This is a genomic window from Massilia sp. DWR3-1-1 (genome assembly GCF_049898325.1).
Lineage (GTDB): Bacteria > Pseudomonadota > Gammaproteobacteria > Burkholderiales > Burkholderiaceae_D > JAFCUW01.
This window is the reverse complement of the sequence record NZ_JAFCXL010000015.1, coordinates 112,717-132,765: the sequence shown is the minus strand read 5'-3', so window position 1 is coordinate 132,765 and position 20,049 is coordinate 112,717. Positions and strand designations below refer to the sequence as shown.

The 20,049-nt window shown below is 54.6% G+C and carries 11 protein-coding genes; 7 read left to right on the top strand and 4 right to left on the bottom strand.

What is annotated here, in order from left to right; all coding sequences use genetic code 11:
• Nucleotides 1-9 precede the first annotated feature (9 nt).
• The 7 genes from brxC to ACP7EY_RS16680 all read left to right on the top strand — a co-directional run bounded on the left by brxC (nucleotide 10) and on the right by ACP7EY_RS16680 (nucleotide 15,388).
• The gene (brxC, locus tag ACP7EY_RS16710) at nucleotides 10-3,627 is read left to right on the top strand and encodes a BREX system P-loop protein BrxC (RefSeq protein ID WP_426195541.1); all 3,618 of its coding nucleotides are present in this window, start codon (nucleotides 10-12) and stop codon (nucleotides 3,625-3,627) included.
• 91 nt (nucleotides 3,628-3,718) lie between these two features.
• Complete coding sequence (pglX, locus tag ACP7EY_RS16705) at nucleotides 3,719-7,249, top strand: BREX-1 system adenine-specific DNA-methyltransferase PglX (RefSeq protein ID WP_426195539.1); 3,531 nt, start codon at nucleotides 3,719-3,721, stop codon at nucleotides 7,247-7,249.
• 39 nt (nucleotides 7,250-7,288) lie between these two features.
• A complete protein-coding gene (gene pglZ, locus ACP7EY_RS16700; protein WP_426195537.1) occupies nucleotides 7,289-9,904 on the top strand; it encodes a BREX-1 system phosphatase PglZ type A in 2,616 nt (871 codons plus the stop codon).
• 8 nt (nucleotides 9,905-9,912) lie between these two features.
• Nucleotides 9,913-11,973 (top strand): protease Lon-related BREX system protein BrxL, encoded by a 2,061-nt coding sequence (gene brxL, locus ACP7EY_RS16695; protein WP_426195535.1) that lies wholly within the window; start codon nucleotides 9,913-9,915, stop codon nucleotides 11,971-11,973.
• Nucleotide 11,974: 1 nt separating this feature from the next.
• A complete protein-coding gene (locus tag ACP7EY_RS16690; RefSeq protein WP_426195533.1) occupies nucleotides 11,975-12,373 on the top strand; it encodes a hypothetical protein in 399 nt (132 codons plus the stop codon).
• Nucleotides 12,374-12,558: 185 nt separating this feature from the next.
• On the top strand, nucleotides 12,559-14,292 hold the full coding sequence (locus ACP7EY_RS16685; protein ID WP_426195531.1) for a DUF262 domain-containing protein: 1,734 nt from the start codon (nucleotides 12,559-12,561) through the stop codon (nucleotides 14,290-14,292).
• 55 nt (nucleotides 14,293-14,347) lie between these two features.
• Nucleotides 14,348-15,388, top strand: coding sequence for a hypothetical protein (locus ACP7EY_RS16680; RefSeq protein ID WP_426195529.1), 1,041 nt, complete (start codon nucleotides 14,348-14,350; stop codon nucleotides 15,386-15,388).
• Nucleotides 15,389-15,554: 166 nt separating this feature from the next.
• Here ACP7EY_RS16680 and ACP7EY_RS16675 read toward each other — a convergent pair whose 3' ends face one another.
• From ACP7EY_RS16675 to ACP7EY_RS16660, 4 genes are all read right to left on the bottom strand, one after another.
• Nucleotides 15,555-16,784 carry a hypothetical protein gene (locus tag ACP7EY_RS16675; RefSeq protein WP_426195527.1) on the bottom strand — a complete coding sequence of 410 codons (1,230 nt, stop codon included), beginning with the start codon at nucleotides 16,782-16,784 and terminating at the stop codon, nucleotides 15,555-15,557.
• Nucleotides 16,785-16,789: 5 nt separating this feature from the next.
• On the bottom strand, nucleotides 16,790-17,266 hold the full coding sequence (locus tag ACP7EY_RS16670) for an integration host factor subunit alpha (RefSeq protein ID WP_426195526.1): 477 nt from the start codon (nucleotides 17,264-17,266) through the stop codon (nucleotides 16,790-16,792).
• Nucleotides 17,267-17,483: 217 nt separating this feature from the next.
• On the bottom strand, nucleotides 17,484-18,122 hold the full coding sequence (locus ACP7EY_RS16665; protein WP_426195524.1) for an ATP-binding protein: 639 nt from the start codon (nucleotides 18,120-18,122) through the stop codon (nucleotides 17,484-17,486).
• A 140-nt stretch (nucleotides 18,123-18,262) separates the two neighbouring features.
• A complete protein-coding gene (locus ACP7EY_RS16660; protein ID WP_426195522.1) occupies nucleotides 18,263-19,021 on the bottom strand; it encodes a Mu transposase domain-containing protein in 759 nt (252 codons plus the stop codon).
• Nucleotides 19,022-20,049: the final 1,028 nt, after the last annotated feature.

Sequence of the window (20,049 nt, the reverse complement as noted above, 5' to 3'; positions counted from 1 at the left end):
CAGAACAACATGAAAATCAGCGAGCTTTTCCTCAAGCCCATCGACCGTCCCATCAACGGCGTCATCAAGGCGGACCAGATGGATGCTGCTAGCGTGTGGCAAGAGCTGGAAGAGTATGTCGTCACCAAGCAGATTAGCGAGTACCTACGCAAGTTCTTTGACGCCTACCTGGCGGCTATGGACCGCCCGAATGACGCCGCCATCACCGACCGTATGGGTGTCTGGGTGTCCGGCTTCTTCGGCTCGGGTAAGTCCCACTTCATTAAGATACTGTCCTATTTGCTGGAAAACATCGAGGCGCATAACCTCGAGACCGGGGAGAAGCGCAACGCCGCTCAGTTCTTTGACCACCAAAAAATCAAAGATGCCATGCTGCACGCTGACATTCAGCGAGCAGTACAGGGCACGGCCGACGTCATCCTTTTTAACATCGACGCCAAAGCGAACAAGTCCGACCCCGACGCTATCTTGCAGGTCTTCTTGCGTGTGTTCAATGAGAAGGTCGGCTTGTCGGGCGCTACGCCGCACATCGCAGACATGGAACGTCACCTGATAGCCAAGGGTGCGTTCGAGACCTTCAAGGTCGCCTTTGCTGCCTCCAACGGTGGCGCCTGGGAGCTGGAGAGTGATGCGGTGGCCTTCTATCGCGACGACATCGTGACCGCACTTGCCCAAGCCTTAAAAATGACGCCCGAATCAGCGGGTAAGTGGTTCGACAATGCAAGAGATGACTTCCGCATCACGCTTGAAGGGTTTGCCAAGGTCGTCAACGAATATCTGGCTACTTGCCCGGCCAGTCACAAGGTCATCTTTCTGGTCGATGAAGTGGGCCAGTTCATCGGGGCCAGCTCGCCGCTGATGCTTAACCTGCAGACAATCACCGAGCAGCTCGGTGCTCAGTGCAAGGGCCGCGCATGGGTCATCGTCACCAGCCAGGAAGATATTGACGCGGCCATCGGCGAGGACAACAAGTCCAAGGGCCAGGACTTCTCAAAGATTCAAGCCCGCTTCCACACCCGTTTGTCACTGGCCAGCAGCAACACCGACGAAGTCATCGGCGAGCGCCTGCTTTCCAAGACCGAGGCCGCCCATGTTGCGTTGCGCGATGCCTTTGCCAGCAAGAGCGATGTCATCAACAATCAGCTGGCGTTCTCGGGCAACTCGGTGACTTTGCGCGGTTACAAGGACGCTGCTGAATTCGTTACCTGCTACCCATTCGCACCATACCAGTTCACGCTGTTGCAGAAGATTTTCGAATCCATCCGCAAGGTCGGCGCTACCGGCAAGCACTTGTCGCGGGGCGAACGTTCGCTGCTCGATGCCTTCCAGTCTGCGGCAGTGCGCAATGCGAACCACGGCATCGATGTGTTGATTCCGCTGTACGATTTCTATCCCGCCATCGAAAGCTTCATCGACGGCGTCGCCAAGCGCTCGATAGACCAGGCGCCGGACAATCCCGGCTTGCAGCCGTATGATGGCCAGCTGCTCAAGGCGATGTTCCTGATTCGCTACATCCCCGACATCATCAAGCCGACCATCGACAACCTTGCCACCCTTTGCATAGACCAGATTGACGCGGACAAGCTCGCCCTTAAGCGCAAGATTCAGGAAAGTCTGGCGCGCCTGGAGCGGGAGCGGTTGGTCAGCCGCAACGGTGACCTATGGTTCTTCCTGACCAACGAAGAGCGTGACGTCGCCCGCGAAATCGGTCATGTCGAGGTCTCCGCTGCTGAAAAGTCCCGCGAACTGGCGAAGCTGATTTTTGAGGATATTTTCAAGGACCAAACCAAGGTGCGCCACCGCGAAACCAAGGCCGACTACGAATTCAACCGCCTGCTTGACGGCGCGCCGTGGCGCCAGGCCAGCCACGCGCTGAGCTTTGAAGTGCTCACCCCGCTGGGTGATGAATACGAGCGTCTCCAGCCCGCACGCTGCATCCTGCGCAGCAGTGAAGGCAACGGCCGCGCCTTGGTGCGTTTGCCTGAAGGCGAGCGCCTGGACATTGAATTGGCGCTGTACCTGCAAATCGAAAAATACATCGTCAGCCCCAAGGCGGACCAAGCCACCCCGTCGCTCAAGCGTATCCTGGCCGACCGCAAGGACGAAAACCGTGAACGCCGAATGCGTCTGGTGCACCAACTCTCGGAACTCATCGCGTCAGGCGACTTTTACGCGCTGGGCCAGCCGATTCAAATCAAGACTGCCAGCCCGGACAAAGTGCTCGACGAGCTGCTCAATTACCTCATCACCAACACCTACAGCAAGCTGCCTTACCTTAAAGTGCGCCAGGTTGACCCGATAGCAGAAATCAAGGCCGTGCTCAATGCGGACGATTTGGGCCAGCATTCGTTGGGCCTGGACGGCGAAGCTGGCAACGCTCTCGCTATCAAAGAAATGCGCGACTACCTGCAACTAGCTGCCAGCGAGAAGCGGGTGCTGCTATCAGACGTTGTAGACCGTTTTGCTGGCATCCCCTGGGGGTGGAAGCCGGAGTGGGAAACCGTGTTGCTCATCGCCCGACTGTTCATGTCCGGCGAAATCAAGCTGATGCTTGAGGGCTCCGACCTTGACCCCGTATCCGCCGCAGAACCGCTCACCAAGTCCGCCCGCTTCAAGCAGGTGTCTATCCTCAAGCGGAAGACGGCCGATGCTACAGCAATAAAGCGCGCGCGCGAGTTGTACAAAGACCTGTTTCAAAAAATGGGTCGCGAGGAAGAAGACAGTCTGGTCTCCGACTTCCGCACTCGTTTGACCGAGTGGCAAGCCGAGCTCAAAAGCTACTCTCACACCGCCGCTACGCCGCACCACCCTGGCAAGCCCGACATCGACGCCGCGCTCGCCCGAATCGCCCAGCAACTCAGCACACGTGATAGCTTTGCCTTCATCGAAGCCCTGCTGGCGGCCAAGAACGAGTGGCTGGATGCTGCGGACGACATCCATGACCTGGTCAACTTCTACAAGACCCAGATTGCCGCCTGGCGTAAGCTGCTGGATGGCCTGAGTGCGTTCGAAAGCAATCGTGAAGCATTGACCAAAGTGCCTCAAGCCGCCGCCGCCCTAGTTGACCTGGCCCAAATCCGCGACAATCCCAAGCCCTACGGCCACGTCAATCGCATCGAGCCGCTACTCGCCTCCGTCACCGCCATCAATGAGCAACTTGCGCAAGAAAAGCGTGAAAGAGCTTTACTGTCCATCGAAGCCAAACTGGCCGAAGTGCAGACCAAACTTGGGTGGGCATCGGCTACCACTGCCGACCTGAGCAACAAGGCTCTGCGTCCGCTGCAAGACCTGAAAACCCGTATTGCCAGCCAGACTAGCATCGCGCAAATCATGTTGTTGCAAGGGGCCGGCGGCGATGCGATGGATGAGGCCATCAATCTCATTGAAGCGGCTGCAAGCAAACTCCCGGACCATGTTGCCATGCCCGGCAATACCGCCAAGCCACTGCAGACCGGCCAGCCCAACGTGCCCGTACCTGTGGCCAAGACCACGCGCGTCATCCGCGCCGCCGAACTCTCCAGCAAGACTTATCTGGAAACCGAAACTGACGTGGATACCTATTTAGCCAAACTGAAAGAAGCACTGCTGGCCGCAGTGCGCGCCGGTCAAATAGCCCGAATTCAATAACGCATTCGCTAGGCCGCTTTCGCCCTCATTCAACCTATCAAATAGCTGCCCTCGTGCCAAGCACGGGCAGCTCAGAAACCTTACACGACTCATGAACAAAGCCAAACTCAAGTCTTACGCTCCGCAAGCTCGAAAAGACTTCATTGCCGCTGTCACCGCTCGCGCAAATTTGCTGGGATTGTCAGAAAAGGCAGGCAAGTTGGACGTGGCTGCCAGTCAACCCCAAGGGGATGCCACGGTCATCGCGGGCCAAGCATGGCCTGTAAAAGTCCACAGCCAGCGTCAGCAACTTATTGCCCGCATTCAAAAAGACGGCTTTGCCCAGACCATGGAAGCTGTGGCCTACACCTGGTTCAACCGATTTGCGGCGCTGCGCTACATGGAGTTGCACGACTACTTGGGCCACGGCCACCGGGCGCTTTCTAGCTTGGAGGGCACCCTGTCGGACATCCTGACCCACGCCGCCGACCTGGCCCAAGGCGGTGATGGAGGATTGCCGGGGCTGAAGCCCTCGCTGGTCGTCGAGATGAAGCTGGCCGGCAACCGTGACGGTGAGTTGTACCGCCTGCTGCTGGTCGCCCAGTGTAATGCGCTCAGCAATACCATGCCGTTCCTGTTCGAGCGCATCGACGACGAAACCGAGCTGCTGTTGCCTGACAATCTGCTGCGAACCGATTCAGTCATCGCAAAGCTAGTCGCGAGTATCGAAGAAGAGGACTGGAAAGAGGTAGAAATCATCGGCTGGCTGTACCAGTTCTACATCAGCGAGAAAAAAGACGAAGTCATCGGCAAGGTGGTCAAAAGCGAAGACATCCCCGCCGCCACCCAGCTATTCACTCCCAACTGGATAGTGCAGTACCTGGTGCAAAACAGCGTTGGCAGGCTGTGGCTCATGGCCAACCCGACAAGCAGCTTAAAGGCCGAGTGGCCGTATTACGTTGAACCCGCAAGCCAAGCCCCGGACGTGCAAGCTCAGCTGGATGCGCTAGCTAAAAGTCGGATGGATGAGGACGGCGGCACCCTGAATCCAGAAACTATCACGCTGCTAGACCCTGCCTGCGGCTCCGGTCACATTCTGGTAGAAGCCTACGAGGTACTCAAGTCCCTTTATCTCGAACGGGGTTACCTACCCCGCGCCATACCGCGGCTTATTCTAGAAAAAAACCTTTACGGCATCGACATCGACGACCGCGCTGCGCAAATGGCCGGTTTTGCGCTGTTAATGAAGGCTCGGGCCGACGACCGACGCCTTTTTGATGAGCCTGTCAGGCTAAACGTTATAGCTATGCAAGAGGGTAAGGGATTAAATTTAAATGAGATTTCCGCGCACCTAGAGTCTTCCGGTATTACTCGGACCACAATAGCATGTCTGCTAGATACGTTTTATCAAGCAAAAACCTTTGGTTCACTAATTAAGATTCCAAAGAGTTTAAGTTTGCAACTGGCTAATTTAGGTGGCCAATTGCAGGCGGCTGTTAGCGACGCTGATATGTACACCAAAGCTGCCGCCGAGGATTTGTTGCCTTTAGTTGCGCAGGCTAAATTAATGGATATGCAATTTGATTCAGTGGTGGCGAATCCTCCCTATATGGGTAGCAATGGCATGAATTTTGCACTTAGAGAATACGCTAAGTCCATTTATCCGGATACGAAGTCAGACTTATTTTCTATGTTCTTAGAGCGTGGATTCAGTTGGTGCAAACCAAGTGGGTTCAATAGCATGGTTACGATGCAAACATGGATGTTCTTGTCGTCATTTGCGACAATGCGGAAAAAATTGCTTCGCGATAGAACAATATCGACAATGGTTCAAATTGGCTACAATAGTTTCCCGGAAATTAACTCGAAAATTGCACAGGCTTGCGCATTTTGCATTATCTGCAAACCCATTCGAGGGGTAATTGGGCGTTATTTGAACTTAAATTCAGCGTCCCAATCGGCCGACAAAAACATGGTTTTCTTGAAGAGAGGAACCGGATTAATACATGATGTCTGTCAGGAGGAATTCGATAGAATTCCCGGAAGCCCAATAGCTTATTGGGCTGGCGAAAAAGTTCGATTGGCTTTTGATAGCGCTGGAAATTTCGGAAATTTTTTCAGTATAAAAGCTGGTATAAGTACGGGCAAAAACGAAAAATTTATATTTTATTGGCATGAGATAGATGTTAATTTAATTAAATCGGAGTTAGATTGTGATTATCGATATGTGCCTCATGATAAAGGTGGTGATTTTAGAAAGTGGGTTGGGAACTTGGATTGGGTGCTCAAATATTCTCCTGCGCATATTGAGGAGATGTCAAAAAATAATGGTTTCCGCCATGACGGAAAAGAGTATTACTTTATGTCTCATGTTGGTTGGTCAAAGATAACATCGTCTCTACCAAGCTTTCGAATATATCCGCCCGGGTTTACCTTTGATTCCGCCGGATTGGCTATGTTCGAAAAAAATGCCAGCACTGATAGGCGCTTTGCTATCGGCTTTTTGAATTCCAAGGTTGCATCATTTATTTTTAATCTTTTAAACCCGACTCTGAATTTGACTCCGGAGATTGTTAAACAAATGCCACGGATGGTTCCGGATGGTTTCAATTTTGAGAAAATAGATGAGTTGTGCGAAATATCTCGTGGAGATTGGACTAGTCTTGAAACGGCTCGCGGATTCAGTGCGGCGAGGATGTCAACGGTTGGTAGGTATAGATTCATGCGGGAAGCTTGGGAGGATTTGGCGAGAAAAGATTTAGAGAAGATTGGAAGAATGAAGGATTTGGAAGAGCAGAATAACGGTTTCTTCATTAAAGCCTATGGCTTGGAAGGCGAACTCACCGCTGAGGTTCTGGAGTCGCAAATTACTCTGTCTCGTGCTGACCGCGAAAAGGAAAGTCAGCGTCTAATTTCTTACGCTATAGGTTGTATGATGGGGCGATACAGTCTGGATGCATCTGGTCTAATTTACGCGGGTTCCGGAAATATAGGATTTGACACCAGCCGCTACGTCAGCTTTCCAGCGGACTCCGACGGCATCGTGCCGCTGACAGATGAACTCTGGTTCGAGGACGAAGCCGCCAGTCGCATCAGCGAATTCCTGCTCGCTGTGTGGGGGGGCGACACTCTTGCTGAGAATTTGGCCTGGCTAGCGGAAAGCGTAGGCACCAAGGCCGGCGAAACCCCTAATGAAACCATCCGCCGCTACGTGGCCGACAAATTCTACAAGGACCACCTGCAAACCTACAAGAAGCGCCCCATCTACTGGCTCTTTTCGAGCGGCAAACAAGGTGCATTCCAGGCATTGGTCTATCTGCACCGATACCACGAGGGCACTCTGTCGCGCATGCGGGCCGAATATGTCGTTCCCCTCACCGGGAAAATTCAGTCTCGCATTAACATGCTGGAAAAAGACGCAGTAGCGGCTTCCAGCACTGCCGCACGCAACAAACTTGCCAAAGAGGTCGAGAAGTTGAAGAGGAAACACGTCGAACTGCTGGCCTACGACGAAGAGCTCCGACACCACGCCGACATGCGCATCACGCTGGACCTTGATGATGGGGTTAAGGTCAACTACAGCAAGTTCGGGGATTTGCTGGCAGAAGTGAAGGCGGTTACAGGTGGTGTCAGTGATGACTAAATCTACCCCCCGTGAAGTTGGGCGAGAAGGCGCCTGCCAATGAGCTATCAACGCCTGTTCGATAGTTTGACCACCTTGTTTTCCAACCACTCAGTGGTATTTTGGCACGACGTGGAGTCAGAGTTTGCCTCCGCGGTGGATACCCTGCAGCTCGACGGCGTGCAGTTGGTGCGCCTGGATGACACGCCAGCGCTACGGGTGAAGCTCGACATTGAGGGCGCCCCAGACCAGCGCTGGCTGATTTACAGCGCAAAGCCCGAGCCGGAACCGACCAAGGACTGGCTGCTCGATGTGCGCATGCGCAGCAAATCGTTCCGGGCGGATTCAACCTCTATTTTACTGGAGGACTTGGGTCTGACCACGCAAGGGCTGCGGAAGCACCTGAAAGAGCGCGCCAAATTTCTGCGCGCCAAAGACCGGGTGGACCGCCTCAAGCGGATGGTGCTGCCGGGCGACGGCGCGCCGGACCTGGACCGGAAGATGCTGGCGGTGTTGACCCGAGCCGACCAACCCGAGTTGTTTGCCATATTGCAGCGTCTCTACGGCGCCGTGGTGGAGGATGGCGTGGCGGACTTGTCGGCCCAGCCCAAAGCCTGGCAGGACATCGCTGCCAACGATTTGACTCCTGGGTTCTGGGAATTGGTGCAACTGCAACTGGGCTACTTTGAAGCCAACCCCAGCCTGCGCGATTTGTTGCTGCGCATTCTGGTGACAGATTTCTGCCGCGGCCTGCAGGGTGATGCCCCGCCTCAATTGGCGCATTTCGTCCTGCCTGACCGAACCCTGGCTGCGAATGCGTCGGTGTTTGTGGGACGTTGGCGCTCGGATATTGCGCAGTTTGCCGATTACAATGCGCTGGCGCAGGCCGTAGCCAACGAACTTGACCTGGTGAGCTTGCTGTCGGTCCAGTCCGCCGAACAGTTGGTGGAATGCATGACGTTTGAAGATGTCGAATTGCGGATGGTGCAAGAGCTCAAGAAGCGCATCGTCGCCGGCGCCGGCGCCAACATGGATGTCGTGCGCGCGCTGATGGCGCGCCGCCGCGACGGGCATTGGGCAAACCCCTTGCTGGCCAGTGCCAACGGGCGCACGCGCGCGCTGGCGGCGTGTTACGACGCCTTGACCGCAGCAGCCGATTTTTTTAGTCTGAAATCTACCCATGCCGCAGGCTTCAGTTTTGCTGACGCGGGCACTGCATTTGCACAGTACCGCGATGAGCTGTTCCGCTTTGACCAGTTGTACCGACATTTTCACACGGCGGCCGATGCGGTTGAACCCACCGGCTGGGCCGTGCTGCACGAGTTGCGCGACACCATTGAAGGAGTGTACTCCGGCTGGTTCATCCCGCACTTGAGCACTGCCTGGTCCAAAGTGGTGGAGGGGCCGCAGGGCTTGCTCAAGCACTGGAAGCTACCCGACGTGACCCCACAACAGGCGTTTTATGAGCGCAAGGTGCTGCCGCTTTTTGACGGCGGGGTTAAACGGGTGTTCGTGGTGATTTCCGATGCGTTCCGGTACGAGGTGGCGCAGGAGCTGGTACAGCTCACAAACAGCAAGAGTCGGTTCAGGGCGTCGCTAGACTGCATGCTGGGCGTATTGCCCAGCTACACTGCGCTAGGCATGGCCGCGCTGTTGCCGCACAAGACGCTGGCCTACAAGGAGAGTGGCAACCTGGATGTGCTGGCCGATGGTCACTCTGTGGCCACTCTCGACCAGCGTCACGAGCATCTGAAAGCCTTTGGCGGTATCGCGATTCGGGCTGAAGACTTGATGGGACTAGGGAAGGAAAAGGGGCGGGAACTGGTGCGAGACCAGCAGCTCATTTACATCTATCACGACCGCATCGACATGACTGGCGACAAGCAGGCTTCGGAGACTAAAACCTTTGAGGCAGCGGCCCAAACGGTGCAGGAACTTGCGAACGTGCTCGGCTTTATTATCAACGGCCTCAATGGCTCTGCAGTGCTTGTCACAGCTGACCATGGTTTCATGTACCAAGAGTCGGCGCTTGATGAATCGGATAAGTCTACGCTGGAGGACAAGCCCGTAGGTACCTTGAAAGCGAAGAAGCGGTATTTGATTGGCCGTGATTTGGGAGATACCCCGAAAGCCTGGTCTGGCAATACGGCGGTGACGGCCGGCACCACGGTAGAGGGCAGTCTGGATTTCTGGGTGCCCAAAGGAGCCAGCCGGTTCCACTTTGCCGGCGGGGCACGCTTCGTCCATGGCAGCGCCATGCCCCAGGAAATTGTGGTGCCTGTCATCACAGTACGGGTCAGCGAGGCCGAAAATGCCAAAACTAAATACGTGAGCGTCAGCCTGTTAGGTGCCGTGAACAAGGTGGTGACGAACACTCAGCGCTTCGAATTCATCCAAACTGACGCTGTGTCGGAGCGAGTGCTGGCCCGTTCCGTGGTGGTCTCGCTGCGCGATGGCTCGGACAACGACAAACCCATCAGCAACCTGCAATCCATCACTTTTGACAGCACTTCACAGTTGCTCGATGAGCGCAAACGCTCGGTTTTGTTGACCGTGCTGGCAGGCGCGCATGACCCGCACAAGCACTATGACCTGGTGATGCGTGATGCGGTAAGCAACGTGGAAGTGCTGCGTCTTCCCGTCAAGGTAGACTTAGCCTTTGGTAATGACTTTTGAAAATTGAAATGACGCAAACTCCGACACCCGCTGCAACACTGGCCAATGAGCTGCCGGATAGCAGCCTGGACACTCTGCTCAACACCCATTTTGCTGGAAAGGTTGTACGCAAAGACCTGACCAAGCTGATTAAAGAGGGGGCGAACGTGCCGGTGTACGTGTTGGAGTACCTGCTGGGCATGTACTGCGCTAGCAATGATGAAGCCGTCATCCAGAGCGGTTTGGTCAACGTCAAGCGCATCCTCACGGAAAACTACGTGCGCGCGGACGAGGCGGAGAAGGTCAAATCCAAGGTGCGCGAGAGCGGAACATACAAGGTCATCGACAAGGTCACCGTCAAGCTCAATGAAAAGCGGGACGTGTACGAGGCGCTGCTGTCCAATCTGGGTGTGAAGAACGCGGAGATTTCCAGCAGCTATGTGCGCCAATTCGAGAAATTGCTGGTGGGTGGCATCTGGTGCATTGTCACACTGAAATACTTCTATGAAGAGGACCAGAAGGGGTCACCCTTTACGGTAACGGAGCTTAAGCCCATTCAGATGCCCAACATGGACATGGCGGCCCTGTTCGAGGCGCGCAAGGCGTTTACGGATGAGCAGTGGATTGATGCCTTGATTCGCTCGACCGGCATGGAGCCAAGCCACTTCAAGGAGCGCGTCAAATGGCACCTGTTGGCACGCATGGTGCCGCTGGTGGAAAACAACTACAACTTCTGCGAGCTCGGTCCGCGCGGCACCGGTAAGAGCCACATTTACAAGGAAATCAGTCCGAACAGCATCCTGGTTTCGGGCGGGCAGACCACGGTAGCCAATCTCTTTTACAACATGGGTGCACGCAAGGTCGGCCTGGTCGGCTTGTGGGACGTGGTGGCGTTCGATGAAGTGGCCGGCATCAACTTCAAGGACCACGATGGCGTGCAAATCATGAAGGACTACATGGCTTCGGGCTCGTTCAGCCGGGGCCGAGAGTCCATCAATGCCAGCGCCGCTATGGTATTTGTGGGCAACATCAACCAGAGTGTAGAGTCGCTTGTGAAGACGTCGCACCTATTGGCACCATTCCCGGAAGCGATGATTGATTCGGCCTTTTTTGACCGTTTTCACGCTTATGTACCGGGCTGGGAAATACCTAAAATGCGGCCAGAGTTTTTCACGAACCAGTATGGCCTGATTGTCGATTACCTGGCGGAATACCTGCGGGAGATGCGCAAGCAAAGCTTTGCTGACGCCATCGACAAGTGGTTCAAGCTGGGCAACAACCTGAACCAGCGCGACACCATCGCCGTGCGGCGCACGACTTCGGGCCTGCTCAAGCTTGTGTGCCCCAACGGCGAATACACCAAGGACTCAGTGCGCAAGTGCTTGGAATATGCGCTGGAGGCACGGCGCCGAATCAAAGAGCAGCTCAAAAAAATCGGCGGCATGGAATTCTACGACGTCCATTTCAGCTACATCGACCTAGAAGACGGTGTTGAGCGCTTTGTGACTGTGCCCGAACAGTCGGGTGGCGCGCTGGTGCCTGAAGGGCGCTTAAATCCCGGCACTTTGCACACTATCAGTATGGGTTCATCTGAGATGCCAGGCATCTACCGGCTCGAAATTCAATCCATTCCCGGCACGGGAAAAGCGAACGTATCAGGCGTGGCGCCGCGTGAAGCGGTGCGAGTGGCGTTCGACTATTTCAAAGCCAACTCATCCCGCGTCAGCGCGTCCATAAAGCCGGGGGAGCGTGACTTCCACACCCATCTGGTTGAACTGCAGAACAGTGGTTCTCCGCAGGCGCTGACCTTGGCCGGCTTCATTGCCCTGTGCTCGGCAGCGCTGGGCAAGCCGGTGCAGTCGCAGTTAGCCGTCATGGGAGACATGAGTCTGGGCGGCACCATCGTGCAGGTGCGCAACCTGGCCGAGTGCATGCAGGTCGCGTTCGATGCCGGCGCCAAACGGATTCTGCTCCCAATGTCGAGTGTGACGGACATCGCATCGGTTCCAGGTGAATTGTTCGCCAAGTTCCAGACAAGCTTTTACTCCGACCCGGTTGATGCCGTGTTTAAAGCGTTGGGTGTGGAATAGCATGGCCACTATAGGAATTTCCGAAGCGTTTGCGAAGTACGGCGCGCGTCTCAAGAATGTGAATTGGTCGGTCTCTGCGTGGAACGCTGCTGGCGAGCTGGTACTCAGCCTCTGGGCTCATCATTATCGCAAGGGCGAGGATGGCTCGGCCGAGTATTTTGGAAAACTGTCGAGGTGGGCGGGGCCGGGAAACAATGAGTTTCGCGCGAATATTTCCGATGCATTTGAACGCAAGTCGCCGGTGAGGCCCGTGGTTGTGCAAACGGAGAATATCGACCATGTGGAATCGGGCGCGGATGCCAGCAAGGTAAAAAAAGATTTCACGGCGCGCGTGGAAATGGTGGGCGAAGTTGTTGAACTTGGTGATGTAAATTATGTTGTTAGGTTTAAGCGTGGATGAGCGAGTAACATTTGCACATCCCTTCACACTACGGACGTGAGTTGTCGCGCTGATAATTCGTAAGTCCAATGGCGTCGGTATGAACCAGGCCGCGAGGTTATAACGATTTTTGTGTGGCCGGAAAAATGTTAGGCCGTGCCTTATTCCGTTAATGGCAGGTAAAAAAATAGGGGTTGGCATAATAAATGTATAAACCAGGTGGAACCATAAAATCACTGTTGACGGACTTGGAGCAGCACACCTACGTGTTGCCGGCAATTCAACGAGAGTTTGTTTGGAGCGCGGAGCAGATTTGTCGTTTATTCGATAGCCTTATGCAGGGATACCCGTTTGGGACCATGTTATTTTGGAACATAAATCCCGAAAATAGCGATAAGTTCAAGTTTTTCGATTTTGTGCGCACCTATCACGAGCGGGATAATCCGCATTGCCCACCGCTGCCGATTCAATACAACAAGCCGCTGGTTGCAGTTCTTGACGGCCAGCAACGCATGACTGCGCTGAACATCGGCCTGCGGGGGAGCTATGCCGAAAAGGTGAAATGGAAGTGGTGGAGCAGTCCAGATGCCTTCCCAACGAAGCGCATGTATTTGAATCTGCTGAGTGAAGCCAACTTCGAAACGGATGATAAATTTGAATTTGTTTTTCGTGAGGATGGATTGTCGGAACATGAGGCGAAAAGCCTTTGGTTTCCCGTTGGCGAAATACTTGGACTATCTGGCGGTCCTGATATGCAGGATTGGATTGAAAAGTTTGAACTGCAAAAAGAGCAACGCAAGACCGCTTATCGAACGCTCGACATGTTGTACAGAGTGATTCATACTGACCAACTAATTTCCTACTACGAAGAAAAAAACCAAGACATTGAACGTGTATTGAGTATCTTTATTCGTATTAACAGCGGAGGAACCAAGCTTTCGTATTCCGACTTGTTGTTATCTGTGGCGGTGGCGCAATGGCAGACTTTGGATGCCCGCGACGAAATTCACAAAGTTGTGGATGAAATGAATTCCATTGGGTCGCGCTTCAACTTTAGTAAGGACTTAGTTCTCAAGGCGGGATTAATGTTGGCGGACATTGGAAATGTAGGTTTCAAGGTCGCTAACTTTACTCACGAGAACATGACCACACTTGAATCCAAGTGGAAGGGGATAAGAAAAGCCTTGGTTCTGGCGACCCATCTTTTAAGTAGTTTTGGTTTTAATGGTCAGGTCCTGCGCGCTGACAGCGCCTTGTTGCCAATTGCGTACTATCTCTATATTCGAAAATTTGGTGATAGCTATCTCACTGACAACAAGTACGTGGATGACCGTCATGAGATTCGGCAATGGCTTGTTAAGACACTTTTAAAGTCATCGGGTATTTGGGGGAGCGGCCTGGATACCTTCTTGGGGCGCTTGCGTGATGTCATAAATAATCATGGTGATTCAGGATTTCCAATTAATGAAATAGTAAGTGAGATGAATAAGTCGGGTAAGTCGCTGACATTTGAGCAAGAAGAAATGGAAGACTTACTGGATGTTCAGTATGGGCAGCCTCTAACGTTTTCAGTCTTGTCATTGCTGTTCTCACATCTCGACCTCTCGCATCACTTCCATATTGACCATGTTTATCCTAAGTCGAAGTTGGTGAAGCGGGAGTTGGAAGCGTTGGGCTTTAGCGTCGCCGAAATTGACTTGTTTGGAGAGATGGCCAATAAATTGCCAAATCTGCAATTGCTACAGGGTGCTATTAATGTACAGAAACAGGCCCAGAGCCCCGCACAGTGGGCAGACGATGCTTTTACTGGCGCTCAAAGGCCGGCTTATGTCAGCATAAATATGTTAGGTACCTTGCCGAGGGACCCAAAGGGCTTTGAAGACTTCTTCACCGCACGGCGAAATTTGCTCCAACAACGGCTGTCGGCCTTGCTCGCTTGAATCGAATAGATGTCGATGCCAGTTAGTCAGGGTGTTAAACCAGAACGGATGAGATATGAAGGAAGCTGAACAAGAACAAAGGCAGGAATTCTTTGATGCAATACTAGAGTACCGCTACATCAGAGAGGACGGCCGGTTAGAGCTGGAGCCATTTTGCGTCTATTTATCGCATTGCTTCGGCTTCGATGGAATCCTTGAAATTTCTCCGCAGCCAAGGGATGTGTATCTGCTATTGCTGGACATCATCCGAGAAACTCTAGGTCCCACGGGCGCCAATCGCTACATCCAGCATCAGAGAATATCGGACTGGACTCCAGATATGGCGTACATCTTTCCCGAAAAAACCAAGACTTGCATTCATCCCTCCGCGCTTATCCACGTATCGCACATCTGGATTTATGGCATCGGTCACGACTTGATGCGCATTCCGGAACCAGCTGAAGGGGGCAAATACTTTGCATGGGTTAAAGAGGATTGGCTTGCAGTTCACGCGTTCATAAACGGCTATCACAATGCCTTTTATGCATTTCAGAAGAGAATTGACAAGGCTGGAATTGCAGAAAAAGGATATTCGCTGTTTGAAGCACTCCATCTTTCGAGTAGAAAAAACATCGACTTTGACGAAGCCGAGGAACTGCTGAAGGCGCGTCATGCATCATATCAAGCGGCATTAAATAGAATTGAAGCAGCAATTAATGATGGATATTTCTTAGAAGCTATCACTTTAGAAGAGTGTCTCGTGAGTAATTGCTTATTTAACTTTTTAGATAACGTTGGCGTCCGTCTTACGAATCCGTCTTTTCATACTCTGTTGAATAAAATTTTGACTAACGATAAAGCGTACCAAGAATTGCCTATCGAGCTTTTTACCGCGATTGATGAATGGCGGCAGGCCAGGAACACATCGATTCATGGGTATGTTACGTCGCGCAGCGATGGGCTAGACCAATCACGAGCAGATTTTGACGTAATGGCAACGTCCACCGCGAGACAAGGAAGGGATTTCTGCCAATCCATAGTCGCATGGTATGAATTGGAGTGTGTAAATTTTATTCGCCATCAGTTTCCCTCAAAGCGCAGCGGAAATATACATTAGCGCTCCCGGCCGCGCCGCTTGATAGCGGCGGTACTCACGGCCGTTGTAGAGCTCATCAAGTGAGCAAGGTAGTTCGGCCAGTAATACTTCTGTTCGTCGCCGGCGCGATGAATGGCCGGTCCCGAGCGGACGGTAGGTGAAGACTCTCCAGCGCCGATGAGGTAGTTTAGGTGGCCAACTTGCTGCTCAACATCCGACCGAAGAATTCCCCGCCACCTGGGTTCGCCGAAATCAACGACTGCACATCCGCCCTGACCACAACCTCATCCACGCCCGCCGCCCCGGCCGCCGCCAACACTGCCGCGTACGCGTCCAGCACGTCGATGCCCGTAATGTCGTAGCCCCACCCATTGGTGATACCGCGTAGCGCGGTCATGCCAGCCGCCAGCGCAAACTCGGGTCTCTCCACTGCGAAGTCCCTGGCGGCACGTATCAGCGTCCGCGGGTCTGACGGGCTCTTGTTCGCCAGCTCAATGGCAAGCTCGAAAAATTTCGCATCCTTTGCCGCGGCAAACCATTTCCCCTCCTGACCCGGCTGGCTCGCAACCAAGTCGCGCAAAATGGTCTCCCGCGGCTTGTCCGGGTACTTCTTTACCATGGCTTTGAATGTGGCCAGATTGGTCGTCGCGTACGTCGCTTCAACCGCGTAGCGCACGTACGCCTCATCCGCGAACCCCGCCTCCAGCAAGACACCCTCGCAGAACGCCGCAATCGCCATCAAGGGAGCGTTAAGCCCCTTGGAGGCCTCAGCATATTGAATCGCATATTCCCATCGCCCTGCCTTGGCCAAGGCTTTTGCACCCCAAACTCTGTTGTGCCACGACTTGTACCGATACTCGGACTTCGCGATTAATGCGAGCAACTCATCGTGCCGGCCGGCGGAATAAAGCGCGCTTAGGCACGCGCTCGTGCCCTTAAAGTATCCATACTCCCCACTACGCGCGCAATGGTCCCACATTGTGGTCAACGTCGGCGACAGGTAATCGGCCCACTTGGATGCAATTTCGGGCGTCATGCACAGCTCACCCCAGAACTCGCCCAAGTGCTCGAGGTAAGGCATGTCGTCCTCTTGGAGAGCGTCCCAGAGTCGGTCGAGCCATTTCTCTCGCACCGTACGGTTGACGTCCGCCTTAGAGATGATTGGCACGAGGGTCTCGATGGCGCGGTTGACGGCGCTCCCGATGCCGCCCGAGGAACTGTCAACCTGCTCAATCGCCGGCGCCAGCTTCTCCAGGAACAGCACTGCGCCATCGGCGGCCAGGATAGGCTCCTTCTTCGCGATGGCCTTGATTTCAACGAGCGCTTCTTTGATGCGCTGGATGGGCGTGGTCGACTTCCAGCCAAACGCCGCACGGCGGAAGCGGGGAGCGAACTGCCATTTATATGCTATGGCCATTGGGACTATCGCTCGTGGTGCTGGTGCGGTGTTGAAGGGGCGGCGGCGTCGACCATTTCCTTGAGCTTCTGGCTGGCGTGGAAAGTGACCACGCGCCGCGCGGGTATTTGGACCTCCACACCGGTCTTTGGATTGCGCCCTGGACGGGACGTCTTGTCGCGCAATTCGAAATTACCAAACCCGGTTAGCTTGACTGACTCGCCGCGTTCAAGCGCGGAATTGATTTCAGCGAAAAACGTATCGACCAGGTCTTTGGCCTCGCGTTTGTTCAGGCCTACCTGCTCGAATAGGAGGTCGGCGAGTTCGGCCTTTGTTAGTGACGAGATTGTCGCGTCCGTGGCAGCACCTGCCTGGCTATGCGTGGTCGACCGGGGCGCCCGCCCGTGCTGTCTGGACTGGCCAAACGAAGCGTTGGTGTTGGTCGTCCCGTGTGAATAGTCGACGACGCCGTCAAATTCTTCAAATCGCTCTGATGGTGCCACGTCGCGCTCCGGGTTTGGTCTCAATATACTGCCATCTCATGGCACGCCCGTGCGAACCCTTGCCAAGGTGGAGGCAGGTGGCGGTCGCGGGCGGGCGAGGTCAATGAGTATCTGGCAACGCAGTGAGGAATGCAAGCCCAACTGCCATTCTAAGCACGGGCCCCTTGAAGGCAGTCCGTCCACAGTTTGCCGCGACCGCGCTGTGCTTCACCAAATCTCAATATCTTCCGAGAAATATAAACACGGTTCGCTTAACCAGAAAGCGGTCGATGCGCGCGTACGTCGACCGACTTCGCCGAGCGATTAGCAAGGTCTCAATGACGCCAGGTCTCGGCCATTCTTGAAAATGGACTGAGCGTTCCAGCAGGTCACGCCGGTGCGCGTCGTCGAGCACGACAAGCCCCCAATCGTCAATCACAAGCATGTCTATTTTTGCCAGTTGCTTGAGCATCTTCATGTAACGGCCATCGGCGCGGCCGATGGCCAGTTCGTCGAGGAGGCGCAGCAGACGTACGTAATAGGCGCTGCGACCCATGCGGCAAGCCTGGTGCGCCAGCGCGCAGGCCAGCCAGGTCTTGCCCACGCCGGTGGCGCCGGTCAGCAGCACGTTCTGCTTCTCCTGTAGCCACAAGCCGGCCAACAGCCTTTGGTATAGCGCTGTGTCTAGTCCGCGCGCGTGGTGGTAATCGGTGTCTTCGGCGGCCGTGTTGGGCTTGAGCTTGGCCCGCTGCAGGCGCAGCGCCAGCGCCTTGCCATCGCGCTCGCTCACTTCGTGCTCGACCAGCAGGCCAAGCCGTTCTTCGAAACCGAGATGGTCCAGGTTCAGCGCGCTTTGGTCGGCGAATGCGCGCGCCATGCTAAACGAACAGTTTTAGGCGAGTTAGTTCGTCGTAGGTCGAGTGGTTTAACATCGGTCATCCGTTCACGAGGTGGCACGCCACCGATTGGCGGCGTATCACGCTATCGATTCAAACTGTATATATCGTTTATTTTTTTTTAGTGAATCTGGCTCGACTGATAGTAGGCCGCGCCGCGCAGGTTCTCGTGCTCGGGCAGGTCGAGCGTGCGCTGCGCGTCCTGCTGTTGCAGGTCGAGGCCATTCTTGAGGATGGCCTGTACGCTCTTCCAGCCGACGGCGCTGTGATTGAGCGCGCGGGCGCAGGCTGCCTCCAGCCGGCCGATGCCGTACTTCTGCCCCAGCGACAGCACACCCAGGCAGCTGCGGAATGCCTGCTGCGGATGCTGACGCTGACCCAGCAGCCGCTCCACCAGTGAGCAGCGCGGCCCCACGGCTTCGGCCCGCGCGGCGAGCGTTTGCGCGTTCCAGCCGGCTACTTCGCGGTGCGCCGGCGGCATGTGCGAGGCAACCGTCGTGTGGCGGCCCTTGAAGGCACACTGGACGTGGCTGGCGATGCGCTGACCGCGTTGAAACACCTCGACCGTCGTGCGCGTCATGCGCACGTCGACCTGGGCCCGCGCGTGCTGGCACGGCACGGAGTAGTAGTGGCCATCGACCTCGACGTGGTAGTCGACGCCGACCCGCACCACTTTCCATTCGGCGTACTCGTTGGCGAGCTCGGGCAACGGGCGCAGGGCCGGCTGGTCCATCTCGGCGAAGGCGCTGGCGTGGCAGCCGGGCAGTTTCTTGAAGGGCCGCTGGTTCAGGTCGGCGAGCGTGCTCAGCGACCAGTTCAGTTCGTTGAGGCTGAAGAAGCGTTGGTGGCGCAGGCGCGCCAGCACCCAGCGCGTGACCATGTTTCTCTGGTGGGCCGCTGTTGACGGCCTATTCAATGAAAAATGACTGAGAACGTTAATAGATAATTTTTTTGTGCGAGATGTAAACAACTTGGCGTCCACATCGCCTTTACTTTGCCTCCACAACGCCTACACTTGGCCTCCGCATCGCTTTTACTTGACATCCACATCGGTCAGTCAGCTATCAATGTAAATATCTGCCTTAGAAAGGAGGCAGTTTTTTTGTATATAAGCCCCTCCTAGTAGTTATAGACCTTGTAGTCTGGTTAGCTGAGCAAGTGGGATTTGGAATCCGGCGAGGCGCCATTCGCGCAAAGGACCTCTTAAGGCGCTGGACTGTAAAGGGGAAACTTCGACTAAGGTCAGCAGAGATGGTTCCCACGCGAAAAGTTCATGAGCGGTAAGTTTATAGCTGGCGGCTGCCCGCCTGGCTGCCCGACGTTCCCCTCGACAGGGAGTCAATATACCAACGCGATACCCTGAAGGATAGTGTGCTTTTGCTCTTCGGACTGAACATCAAAAAGACAGTTGAACCCGTCAGGTTTGCGTCGAGGGCAGCCAAGGAGGGCCAGTAGCGATACTCGGAAATTATTATCTGCTCCCTCCCTTTAACGCGATGCCGTTAAAGGAGCCGGCAGCTGCGTCCGGCGCTTGCAAGGTACAACCCCTTATAGAATTCGGTTCGCCGCAATGTCTGTGCGGCTTTGGTGCTGCTCCAAGCTTTGTAGGTCCGCAAGTACCGAGCCTTTCATGGTCCTGTATTGGAGCTATACGGTGTGCGAGTCAACGATGCCCGGCTCCGGATTAAGGTATGAATTTGGAAAATAATGAACGATAGAGCATATCTCTTACCAAGGAGATGTCTGATAGAGTTAGCGTTTATTCTTTACTTTTCAACGGCTTACGATAGTGGATAATTTGCTCATACCAGTCGCTCTTAATAACTCGCAGCGGCGACCAATCCAAGGAGCTCGGGCAGGCACACGAAGAAAATGTATGTCTGCAGATTCAACACTTACGTTCCGAGA

Coding starts and splice junctions, on each gene's coding strand:
- brxC (WP_426195541.1), top strand. CDS start 10: ATGAAAATCAGCGAGCTTTTCCTCAAGCCCATCGACCGTCCCATCAAC.
- pglX (WP_426195539.1), top strand. CDS start 3,719: ATGAACAAAGCCAAACTCAAGTCTTACGCTCCGCAAGCTCGAAAAGAC.
- pglZ (WP_426195537.1), top strand. CDS start 7,289: ATGAGCTATCAACGCCTGTTCGATAGTTTGACCACCTTGTTTTCCAAC.
- brxL (WP_426195535.1), top strand. CDS start 9,913: ATGACGCAAACTCCGACACCCGCTGCAACACTGGCCAATGAGCTGCCG.
- ACP7EY_RS16690 (WP_426195533.1), top strand. CDS start 11,975: ATGGCCACTATAGGAATTTCCGAAGCGTTTGCGAAGTACGGCGCGCGT.
- ACP7EY_RS16685 (WP_426195531.1), top strand. CDS start 12,559: ATGTATAAACCAGGTGGAACCATAAAATCACTGTTGACGGACTTGGAG.
- ACP7EY_RS16680 (WP_426195529.1), top strand. CDS start 14,348: ATGAAGGAAGCTGAACAAGAACAAAGGCAGGAATTCTTTGATGCAATA.
- ACP7EY_RS16675 (WP_426195527.1), bottom strand. CDS start 16,784: ATGGCCATAGCATATAAATGGCAGTTCGCTCCCCGCTTCCGCCGTGCG.
- ACP7EY_RS16665 (WP_426195524.1), bottom strand. CDS start 18,122: ATGGCGCGCGCATTCGCCGACCAAAGCGCGCTGAACCTGGACCATCTC.
- ACP7EY_RS16660 (WP_426195522.1), bottom strand. CDS start 19,021: ATGGTCACGCGCTGGGTGCTGGCGCGCCTGCGCCACCAACGCTTCTTC.